Origin of the sequence: Blastomonas sp. (assembly GCF_041747255.1) — a bacterium.
GTDB lineage: Bacteria > Pseudomonadota > Alphaproteobacteria > Sphingomonadales > Sphingomonadaceae > Blastomonas.
Genome location: NZ_JBGTFM010000016.1, coordinates 1 through 4,395, shown reverse-complemented (window position 1 = coordinate 4,395; position 4,395 = coordinate 1). Strand labels below are relative to the sequence as shown.

General features: G+C 61.4%; 4 protein-coding genes. 3 read left to right on the top strand and 1 reads right to left on the bottom strand.

Annotated features, from left to right (window positions below):
• Nucleotides 1-260, bottom strand: a 260-nt coding sequence (locus tag ACEW8G_RS00635; RefSeq protein ID WP_373486520.1) for an MFS transporter, incomplete at its 3' end; no start/stop codon positions are given.
• A 345-nt stretch (nucleotides 261-605) separates the two neighbouring features.
• On the opposite strand from ACEW8G_RS00635, the gene ACEW8G_RS00630 reads away from it, so the two are divergent.
• From ACEW8G_RS00630 to ACEW8G_RS00620, 3 genes are all read left to right on the top strand, one after another.
• Nucleotides 606-1,787: an acyl-CoA dehydrogenase family protein gene (locus ACEW8G_RS00630; protein ID WP_373486519.1), complete on the top strand. Its 1,182-nt coding sequence runs from the start codon at nucleotides 606-608 to the stop codon at nucleotides 1,785-1,787.
• A 129-nt stretch (nucleotides 1,788-1,916) separates the two neighbouring features.
• Entirely contained in the window at nucleotides 1,917-3,065 is a 1,149-nt protein-coding gene (locus ACEW8G_RS00625) for an acyl-CoA dehydrogenase family protein (protein WP_373486518.1), read from the top strand.
• A 188-nt stretch (nucleotides 3,066-3,253) separates the two neighbouring features.
• Nucleotides 3,254-4,395: acyl-CoA dehydrogenase family protein (locus ACEW8G_RS00620; RefSeq protein ID WP_373486517.1), on the top strand; the 1,142-nt coding region annotated here is incomplete at its 3' end.

Here is a 4,395-nt window from a genome sequence, read left to right as displayed (position 1 = left end):
GCCGATCCATAGAGCCATGGGTGCCTGCGCCCCCACTTGCTGCGGGTTCGATCTGACAGATGCCCGACCACAGGGTCATAAAAGGCATCGGCGACCAAAGCGATCAGGATGGCAAGGCCAACCTGTTCTGCCGGCATTCCCATCACCTGATTGTAGAACAGCAGCAGGAAGACTGCAAAACCGTTGTCTTTGATGCCATACGCAACCGCGCCAAAGCCATAGGCCAGCTTGTTGGGCATGGACACACGTCCGGCCAACATGACGCCTGGCTTGGCTGCGCCGTCGTTCATCAGCCGAGGCGTTTTAAAGGGGAATGGCCAGTCACCAGAGCGAGTCTGTTCGCCCGTGATGCGATGGACCTGACGGCCCGGTGCATTGATTCTCTCCTGCGTATTCTTGTGCCTCTCACCATATGGCACCTGCCGTAAACGTCAACTGCTAGCGCCGCATTCGCGACATGACGTTACGGCAACGGGCCAAGGATTCATGAGGCTTGCAGGCTGGTTCGCGCCGCCATAGACTGAAACTCGGATGGGTCATTTCAGCGCGGAAAATCTTTCCGGTAAAATGGCCACGCAGCGTTAGAAGTCTGGAGAGGACGAACGATGAGCGATCTTGATCAATTCAGAACTGAGGTGCGCAACTGGCTGGCAGACAATTGCCCGCCAGAAATGCGCGAGCCGGTGCGCAGCGAAGACGATGTCTGCTGGGGTGGACGCAACTGGACGTTCAAGAACGAAGCGCAAAAGCTCTGGCTCGAGCGCTGCGTCGCCAAGGGATATACCGTGCCCGATTGGCCCAAGGCTTATGGTGGCGCGGGGCTCACCGCTGCTGAAACCAAAGCGTTGCGGCAGGAGATGGCGAAGATCGGCGCGCGGCCGCCGCTGTCCAGCTTTGGCATCTGGATGCTCGGACCTGCGCTGCTGCACTTTGGCACCGAAGAGCAGAAGGTGCATTATCTCGGTCAGATCGCACGCGGTGAAATCCGCTGGTGCCAGGGCTATTCCGAGCCCGGTTCGGGGTCAGACCTCGTATCGTTGCAGACCTATGGCGAGGATATGGGCGATCACTGGATCGTCAACGGCCAGAAAGTCTGGACCAGCTATGCCGACAAGTGCGACTGGATTTTCTGTCTGGTGCGCACTGACAAAACCAATAAATATCAGGGCATCTCATTCCTGTTATTCGATATGACCACGCCGGGTGTCAGCACCAAGCCGATCAAGCTGATCAGCGGCAACTCTCCGTTCTGCGAGACTTTCTTCGACAATGTGAAGGTTCCCAAGGAGCAGATCGTCGGCCCGCTCAACCGCGGCTGGGATGTCGCCAAATATTTGCTGGGCCATGAACGCGAGATGATCTCGGGCGGCGGCCTTGGGGATGGCGCGCCCTCGTTGGGCGCACAGATGTTGACCTCGATCGGTGCCAATGGCCTTGGCCAGCTGGACGACGGGCTGCTACGCGCAGAGCTTGCCCAGTTCGATGTTGATGCGTTGGCCTTCAAGGCGATGGCCGAACGCTTCACTGACGAGATGAAGGCGGGCAAGGGCCATCCGGCCCAGCCCAACATGCTGAAATATGCCGGCACCGAACTCAACAAGCGCCGCCACGCGCTGATCATGGAGGCGGGCGGATCGGACGCGCTGGAATGGGACAGCGAGCGCTCCGGCGATGGCGGACGTCCCCGCGCCTGGCTGCGTACCAAGGCCAACAGCATCGAGGGCGGCACCAGCGAGGTGATGCTGAACGTGGTCGCAAAACGAATATTGGAGCTGCCGGGGGCGTAAGGCCGGACGACGCAACCAACCAATATCGTCATTCCGGCGAAGGCCGGAATCCAGGGCGGTGGCAGCGCTGCAGTGGCCCTGGATCCCGGATCAAGTCCGGGATGACGTATCTTTATTTAGGACAAATTCATGCCACTCTATCTCGACGAAGATCAGACCATGCTTCAGGACAGCGTTCGCCCGTTCATAGCGGAACAGGCGCCGCCCTCGCATCTGCGCGAATTTCGCGATAAGAACTGCAAGGACGGCTTTTCCCATGATCTGTGGAAGCAGTTCGGCGAGATGGGCTTCACCGGCATCCTTGCCAGTGAAGATGATGGCGGGCTCGGCATGGGGCATGTCGAGGCTGGCGTCGTGCTGGAGGAAATCGGCCGCAACCTGACGCCGTCGCCGTTTCTCGTTACGTCCGTTGCGGGCGTGACCGCGCTGAGCGAGGCGGGCGCTGCTTTGCGCGAAAAATATCTGCCCGGCATCATCGCGGGCGAGACGGTGCTGGGTATCGCGATCGACGAGGGCGCCAAGCACCGGCCCGAACGCATTGCGATGCAGGCCGAGCGCTCCGGCAATGGTTTCAAGCTGTCGGGCAAGAAACAGTTCGTGCTGCAGGGCGGCAGCGCGGATGCGCTCATCGTAGCCGCGCGCACCGGCGGATCAGCGGGTGAAACGCAAGGGCTGACGCTGTTCGCGGTGGACAAGGACGCGAGTGGGCTGTCGATGGAAAGCGCGCGGCTGGTCGACAGCGCGATGGCCGCGCATATCGATTTCGACGGCGTCGAAGTCACCGCCGACGCGGTGGTGGGCGAGGTCGATCAGGGCTGGACGGTGCTGCGCAAGGTACTGGCCGCGACCCGCGTCGGCTCCGCCGCAGAGATGATCGGCGTCGGCACGGGCGCGATGGGCATGACGGTGGACTATCTCAAACAGCGCAAGCAGTTCGGCCGCCTGATCGGCGAATTCCAGGCGCTCCAGCACCGCGCCGCGCATCTGTACGGTGAGCTGGAGATTGCCCGTGCTGCAGTGCTGAAAGCGCAGCAATTGCTGGACGCTGCCGGATCCGGGGACAGCGAGGAGGCCGAACTCTGGGTCTCGATCGCCAAGGCCAAGGCGGGCGCGGCCTGCGATCTGGCGGTGCGCGAAGGCGTGCAGATGCATGGCGGCATGGGCATGACCGACGAATATGATATCGGCCTGTATCTGAAGCGCGACCGCGCGCTCGCGGAATTTATGGGCGACAGCAATTACCACGCCAACCGCGTGGCGGAATTGAGCGGATACTGATTCGACAAGGAAAATTATCCCTCAACCCAAAAATCCGTTCGTGCTGAGCTTGTCGAAGCATTGTTCTGCTTTCTTCACATCGCCAGTGATTCTTCACATCGCCAGTGAAAAAGAAAGTGCAGCCCTTCGACAAGCTCAGGGCGAACGGAATTTGGAACGTTATATTTTTTCTCCAATTCGGAGCCGACATGCCCCTAGACAAAGACACCTATGACCAGCTGATCGAAACGATCACCCGCTTCGTCACCGAGCGCCTGCGTCCGCTCGAGGGGCAGGTGGGCGATGAGGATGAAATCCCGCAGGATCTGATCGACGAGATGAAGGAGCTCGGCCTGTTCGGGCTCACCATCCCCGAAGAATTTGGCGGCATCGGCCTGACGATGGAGGAGGAGATCGGCGTCGCCATCGCCATCGGCCATACCTCGCCCGCCATGCGCTCGACATTCGGCACCAATATCGGTATCGGCAGCCAGGGGCTGGTGATGGCCGGGACCGATGAACAGAAGCAGAAATGGCTGCCCAAAATCGCGAGCGGCGAGCTGATCACCAGCTTCGCGCTGACCGAGCCCGATGCCGGGTCCGACGCGGGCAGCGTCAAGACCCGCGCCACGCTGGACGAAGCCAAGGGCGTGTATCGGCTGAACGGATCGAAGCGCTACATCACCAATGCTGACAAGGCGGACTTGTTCACCGTGATGGCGCGCACCGGCGGGGAGGGCGCGCATGGCGTGTCCAGCTTCCTGGTGCCGCGCGATACGCCCGGCCTTTCGGTCGGCGCGCATGAAAAGAAGATGGGCCAGCAGGGCGCGCATGTCTGCGATGTCAATTTCGATGATGTCGAGGTGCCGGTAGAAAACCGGCTGGGCGCGGAGGGCGAGGGCTTCAAGGTGGCCATGCGCGTGCTCGACCGCGGCCGCCTTCACATCAGCGGCGTGTGCGTGGGCGCGGCCGAGCGGCTGATCACGGACATGGTCGGCTATGCCAGCGAGCGCAAACAATTCGGCAAGCCGATCGCCGAGTTCCAGATGATCCAGGCGCAGATCGCCGACAGCAAGGCCGAATGCATGGCCGCGCGCGCGCTGGTCGAGCAGACCGCGCGTAAACGCGACGCGGGCGAGAGCATCACGCTAGACTGCGCCGCGACCAAGCTGATCGCATCGGAAATGGTCGGCCGCGTCGCCGACCGCGCGGTGCAGGTTTACGGCGGCGCCGGATACATCGCGGATTATGGCATCGAACGCTTCTACCGCGACGTGCGCCTGTTCCGGATTTATGAGGGCACCAGCGAGATCCAGCGCAGCATTATTGCGAGGGAGACGCTGAAAGCGGG

What these genes read in the sequence shown, in the direction of transcription:
- ACEW8G_RS00630 (WP_373486519.1), top strand. Translation starts at nt 606, where the DNA reads ATGAGCGATCTTGATCAATTCAGAACTGAGGTGCGCAACTGGCTGGCA.
- ACEW8G_RS00625 (WP_373486518.1), top strand. Translation starts at nt 1,917, where the DNA reads ATGCCACTCTATCTCGACGAAGATCAGACCATGCTTCAGGACAGCGTT.